This window comes from Propionivibrio soli (genome assembly GCF_025770765.1).
Lineage (GTDB): Bacteria > Pseudomonadota > Gammaproteobacteria > Burkholderiales > Rhodocyclaceae > Propionivibrio > Propionivibrio soli.
Genome location: NZ_JANZKY010000021.1, coordinates 72,189 through 78,188, shown reverse-complemented (window position 1 = coordinate 78,188; position 6,000 = coordinate 72,189). Strand labels below are relative to the sequence as shown.

Below are 6,000 nucleotides of genomic sequence, written 5' to 3'. Positions count from 1 at the left end.
CAAACCAAACTGCTCGGGCATCTGCGAAGCCTGCAAAAACAGCCTGAACGGATTCGGTCGTACTTCAAACACGAAAAAATTCGCTATGCCGCCTGAGCTGTTTGGTAATTTGTTGCCGGGTTAATAGTTACCCATGGCATGAGACAGGTGTTCGGCCACGGCGGACCTTGCCTTCAGCGTCGGGTGGCAACATGCGACAACCCCAGTCCATCCCCACACTGACTTTCCCAAGGTTCGCGCCCCGTCCGGTTTAGGTGCCATGTCTGTTTGGCTCCATGCCCCTCCCTGGCGCTCGCCGCTCCGGTGATCGCCGACGACGAGAACGTCGTCGGCTTTCTCTTGCCTGGGCGTGCGCTCAGGAAATGTCGGCGAGGATTGCTTTAAGCAGGCGCCAGCAGCGCTCGACCGAAGCGACTTCGACCGTCTCGCCGGGCGCATGCGCGCCGTGGATCGTCGGGCCGAAAGAGACCATGTCGAGGTCGGGATACTTGCCGCCGATGATTCCGCACTCGAGTCCGGCGTGGATCACCTGCGTCTTCGAGTCGGCGCCGAAGGCGTTGCGGTAGGCCGCCTGACAAACGGCGAGCAGCGGCGAAGCCGGGTTGGGCCGCCAGCCCGGGTAGTAGCCCGACTGTTCGGCGCGCGTTTGCGTCAGCGCAAACAGGCTGACGATCTCGTCGGCGAGCTCGATCCCGGCGCTATCGACGAGCGAGCGCACCATGAAGTTGCAGCGCCCTTCTTCGGGCGAGAGCGCGACGATACCAAGGTTGTTCGAGGTTTCCACGACGCCGGGGACCTGTACACTCATCCGCCGCACGCCGTAAGGCCCGGCGTGCAAGGCGGCGAGCCAGATCGACTGCTCGGCCTTGGCCATCACCGCGCTGGCTTCGCATGGCGTCAACGTGACGCTGACTTCCTCGTCGATCCCGGCGAGCTCACGGCGCAGTGTCGCCTGCAGCTCGGTGAGCGCCGCACCCATCGACTCCATCGAGTCTGCGGGAATGGCGAGCGTTGCCGACGCTTCGCGCGGCAACGCGTTGCGCGCGGTACCGCCTTGCAACGTCGCCAGGCGGCATTCGCCGCGCGCCTCTAGCTGGCGCAGGACGCGAACGAGCAGCTTGACCGCGTTGCCACGGCCTTCGTGAATGTTGAGGCCTGAGTGCCCGCCGCGTAGGCCGCGCACGTCGATGCGGATAAAGACGCTGCCTTCGTTCGCGGCCTCGGGCTTGCCCGGGCGGTGCACGTTCACATCGATTCCGCCAGCGCAGCCGAGGTAAAACTCGCCCCATTCCTCGCTATCGAGGTTGAGCATCAGCCGCGATCGCAAGCTGTCGGCACCGAGTCCGCGCGCACCGCCCATGCCGGCTTCTTCGTCGACGGTGAACAGCGCCTCGATCGGGCCGTGCTCGAGACTCTTATCTTCGAGAACGGCGAGAATCAGCGCGACACCGACGCCGTTGTCGGCACCAAGCGTTGTTCCCGGCGCGACCAGCCAGCCGTCGCGTAACACCGGGACGATCGCGTCGCGAGTGAAGTCGTGCTCGGTATCGGCGTTTTTCTGGCACACCATGTCGAGATGCGATTGCAGGACGACGCCCGCGACCGACTCGCGGCCCGGACTCGCCGGCTTGCGCACGATCAGGTTGCCTATCGGATCGACCATTGTCTCGAGGCCGCGTGCCTTGGCCCACGATTGAAGGTAATCGCGCACGCGCGCTTCGCCTTTCGACGGGCGGGGAATCGCGCAGAGCGCGGCAAAGTGGGCCCAGACAATCGTGGGTTCGAGCGTGGCAACGACGGGATCTAGCGTTATCGAGGACATAGGATTCACGGGAAAAATGGTAGAGGGGGCGGCGCCGACGCCGCCGACAAGAGCGTTAGTTTAGTGCCAATTGTCACGGCCTGACGAGGAGCTGGCGCGCGGGAATCCCGACTGAACAAATGGCTTCCGTTAGCAAAGGAAATCATGAGGGAGTGTCGATTGACTGCCCCGGCCCAGATCGTGGAAACTGCCAGGATTTACTCTTTGGCAGATTTTTCCATGACTGAACGACTGAGCGGCGAAGAATTGACCGCCCTGGTGCATCGCGTGTTTGCGCCCCGCGATAACGAAAAGGGATTGGCGGTTCTCGTCGATTTGCCCGATGAACGCATTCCCGATGAGGCCGAATGGGCCGAGCGGCGGGAGATGGCGGCGCTGTGGGTCGATGAACTCACCGCGAACGAGGCACAACTTGGCTTGAAACCGGTGCTCGTCCTTTATCGAAACGCACACACGAACAATGGCGATTTGCCCGAGCGCTGCTGGATTCACCGCGCGGGACCGTTGCCGAAAAGCGTCGACGAACTTGACCCGGCGCAATCGATCTCGTTTGCCGAACTGTTTGCCGATCATCCGATCCTGCTCGCGCCGACGCATTTCTCGGCGACCGCGCCGCTCAAAGTCGTTGCCAAGACGACGCCGATCCGTGCAGCGACGATGCGCGGCTTTGGCGAAGCGATGATCCCGTCGGTTCGCCTCGACTACACCGAGGTCAACCGCCGCGTCGTCTATCTCAAGAAGAAGCTCGATGAGGCGACCGGCGCCGACTTCGTTTTCGCGTATCCGGGCGGCGAAGCGAGACTCCATCTCGACCTGCGCTTCCGTTCCGCGCATGCCTCGGGCGGCCTGCTGCACAAGCCCGGCGCCGGCAACCTGCCTTCGGGCGAGGCGTATATCGTTCCTTTCGAAGGAGAGAGCGAAGCGAGCCGTAGCGCCGGCGTCCTGCCGGTGCAGTTTGGCGACGAAATCGTTCTTTACCGCATCGAAAACAACAAGGCAGTCGAAGTCATCAGCGAAGGCCCAGTTGCGCGCGCCGAAGCCGAGCACCTGGTACGCGAACCCGCCTACGGGAACATCGCCGAGTTGGGCCTCGGTGTTCTCGCGGCCTTCGGCGTTAAGCCGATCGGCAAAGTTCTGCTCGACGAGAAACTCGGCTTGCACATCGCCTTCGGCCGCAGCGAGCACTTTGGCGGCCAGGTCGGACCCGAGCATTTTTCGACGCCGGACGCCGTGATCCATATCGACCGCGTCTATGTTCCAGAGACTCAGCCCGACGTGATCGTCAAACGCGTCGATCTCATCATGGGCGAGGGGCAGGCGCTACCGCTGATGCGCGACGGCCAGTACGTCGTCGACTTCAGCTAATAAAAAAAGGGGAGGCAACATGAAGCGCACTGAAGCGATGCGGCCGCACGCCGGGTGGCGGCTATGAAAATCCGCGAAGTATTGATCGGCAAGGTCAGCATCCCGCTCAAAAAACCGTTCAAGACCGCGCTGCGTGAAGTGAATTCGGCCGAAGACATCATCGTCAAGGTCGTCGCCGACAGTGGAGAAATCGGTTTTGGCAACGCACCACCGACGGCGGTCATCACCGGCGACAGCCAGGCTTCGATCGTCGCTGCGATTCGCGAAACGCTGGCACCCAGGATCGTCGGCATGGACGTCGAGAATCTCGAAGGGATCATGACGACGCTCGATCGCGCGATGCTGCACAACAGTTCGGCGAAGGCAGCGCTGGACATCGCCGTGCACGACCTGTTCGGCAAGCGTTTCGGCCTGCCGCTCTACAAGTTCTTCGGCGGTTTTCGCACTCGGCTCGAGACCGATCTGACAATCAGCCTCAATGCGCCGGAAGAGATGGTCCGCGACGCGCTCGAAGCAATCGCTGAAGGCTATACCGCGCTCAAGCTCAAGGTCGGCAACGACCCGATGCTCGACCGGCAGCGTGTTCACGCGATACGCAGCGCCGTCGGCAAGGACGTGAAAATCCGGCTCGATGCCAATCAGGGCTGGAATGCGAAGGAAGCCGTCCGTATAATCCGCGGCTTCGAAGCCGACGGACTCGACATCGAGCTGATCGAGCAGCCGGTCAAGGCGCACGACGTTGCCGGACTAAAGTATGTGACCGATCGCGTCGAGACCGAGATCATGGCCGACGAGTCGGCTTTCGGCGCCTTCGAAGTGTTTGAGCTGCTCTCGTTGCGCGCCTGCGACCTGATCAACATCAAGCTGATGAAGGCCGGCGGATTGCACAACGCAATCAAGATCGCCCACTTCGCCGAGACGATGGACGTCGGCTGCATGATGGGATGCATGCTCGAAAGCAAGGTCGGCATCACGGCAGCGGCGAGCATTGCCGCCGGCAAGCGAATTGTGAGCCGGACCGACCTCGACGCGGCGGTGCTGCTCGCGGCGGACCCCGTCGTCGGCGGAGTCAGCGTCAGCGGCAAGGAAATTCTCATTCCCGAGGCGCCAGGCCTCGGCATCAGCGATGTAGTTGGTTGGGAGCCGGTGCATTAGCCGGCTCAACGGTTTGTTTTTTTAAAAAGCTAATTAACAGGTAGGGGGAAATCGTGGGTATCGTCATTTCACTGATCGTGACTTTTTGGGCGGGCTTTCTGATCGTCAAAAAGTTCAAACCACAGCCGGTGCTCTTCATGGCCGGACTGGTCCTGATGCTGGTCGCCGTGTATCTCGGCCTCGGCGTCATTTTACCGGCGAAGGAAAGCACCGGACTCGCGCTTTTCGACGCTTTTGAGTTCATCAAGAAGACCTTCAGTTCGCGTGCCGCCGGTCTCGGTCTTAACATCATGGCGGTCGGCGGTTTTGCCCGCTACATGGACCACATCGGCGCGAGCAAGGCGCTCGTCAAACTGACGATCCGCCCGCTTCTCGCGCTGCGCTCGCCGTACATCGTCATGGCCGGCGCCTGGGTTCTTGGCATGTTCCTCGGTCTGGCCATCAACAGCGCATCGGGCCTCGCCATGCTCTTGATGGTGACGGTCTTCCCGATCCTGATCAGCCTCGGCGTCAGCCGTCTGTCGGCGGTCGCGGTGATTGCGACGACGCTCTGCCTCGACTGGAGCCCGAGCGACACCGGTACGATCCTCGCTGCCACCACGGCCGGCGTTGACCCAGTGATCTACTGGGTCAAGTACCAGATTCCGATCGCTTCGGTCGTCATTCCGGTCGTCGCCGTTCTGCACTTCTTCACGCAGAAATGGATGGACAAGCGCGACGGTCACGTCGTCCAGGTTTCCGAACTCGTTGCACCGGTCAACAAGGACGGCAAAGTCGAGCCGCTGCCGCCGATGATCTACGCCATCCTGCCGGTCCTGCCGCTCGCGCTGATCCTGATCTTCAGCGACCTGTGGATCTCGTGGATCAAGATGGACATCATCAAGGCGATGTTCATCGGCATGGCGATCGGCATGATCTTCGAATACGTCCGCCTGCGTGATGGCATGAAGGTTCTTGCCGACATACAGTCGTTCTTCGACGGACTCGGCATGCAGATGGCCAACGTCATCACGCTGATCGTCGCCGGCGAAACCTTCGCCAAAGGTCTCGTCGCGATTGGAACGATCGACTCGGTGATTTCGTCGGCGCAGACTTCCGGGTTCGGCGCCGCCGCGATGATCCTCGTCATGATCACGATCATTGCCGTCTGTTCGATCCTGATGGGTTCGGGTAACGCGCCCTTCTTCGCATTCGCCGCGCTGACGCCGACGGTCGCGGCCAAGATGTCGGTCGCACCGGTCGTCATGCTGTTGCCCATGCACTTGGCAGCGAGCGCCGCGCGCGCGATGTCGCCAATCACCGCGGTCATCGTCGTTTCGTCGGGCATGGGCGGCGTATCGCCATTCGACGTCGTCAAGCGAACCTGGATTCCGATGGCCGGCGCGCTAATCACGCTTGTCGTCGCGAACTTCGTTTTCTTCTACTGAACATCTAGCGGACCGGGGATCGTCGATCCCTGCAAAGGCCGGGAGTCTCGATGAGACTTCCGGCCTTTTTCTTTGTGCAGGTATAGGTCTGTGCCATCGCTTTGCGTGATCTCTTAAGTCGTTGACATCTGGTGTTGACTCAAGCTCCGACCGATATCGTTCCGCCCTAGAGTCCAGTCGCCACTTCTTCGTCAGATAGCCGGGGTTTAAGTCACGGTTAAGGAACGGATC

Annotated in this window: 4 protein-coding genes; 3 read left to right on the top strand and 1 reads right to left on the bottom strand. The window is 61.4% G+C overall.

The window, feature by feature from the left end:
- Positions 1-355: 355 nt before the first annotated feature.
- Entirely contained in the window at positions 356-1,822 is a 1,467-nt protein-coding gene (locus NZ453_RS20695; protein WP_263772843.1) for an aminoacyl-histidine dipeptidase, read from the bottom strand.
- Between the two features lie 219 nt (positions 1,823-2,041).
- Between NZ453_RS20695 and NZ453_RS20690 the strand changes: the two genes are divergently transcribed.
- The 3 genes from NZ453_RS20690 (at position 2,042) to dcuC (ending at position 5,769) form a co-directional block, all read left to right on the top strand.
- Positions 2,042-3,187 (top strand): M29 family metallopeptidase, encoded by a 1,146-nt coding sequence (locus NZ453_RS20690; RefSeq protein WP_263772842.1) that lies wholly within the window; start codon positions 2,042-2,044, stop codon positions 3,185-3,187.
- 63 nt (positions 3,188-3,250) lie between these two features.
- Entirely contained in the window at positions 3,251-4,342 is a 1,092-nt protein-coding gene (locus tag NZ453_RS20685; protein ID WP_263772841.1) for a mandelate racemase/muconate lactonizing enzyme family protein, read from the top strand.
- Positions 4,343-4,395: 53 nt separating this feature from the next.
- Entirely contained in the window at positions 4,396-5,769 is a 1,374-nt protein-coding gene (gene dcuC, locus NZ453_RS20680; RefSeq protein WP_263772840.1) for a C4-dicarboxylate transporter DcuC, read from the top strand.
- Positions 5,770-6,000 lie beyond the last annotated feature (231 nt).

Bases quoted from the DNA above. Each gene is read 5' to 3' on its own strand.
- NZ453_RS20695 (WP_263772843.1), bottom strand. From the start codon at position 1,822: ATGTCCTCGATAACGCTAGATCCCGTCGTTGCCACGCTCGAACCCACG.
- NZ453_RS20690 (WP_263772842.1), top strand. From the start codon at position 2,042: ATGACTGAACGACTGAGCGGCGAAGAATTGACCGCCCTGGTGCATCGC.
- NZ453_RS20685 (WP_263772841.1), top strand. From the start codon at position 3,251: ATGAAAATCCGCGAAGTATTGATCGGCAAGGTCAGCATCCCGCTCAAA.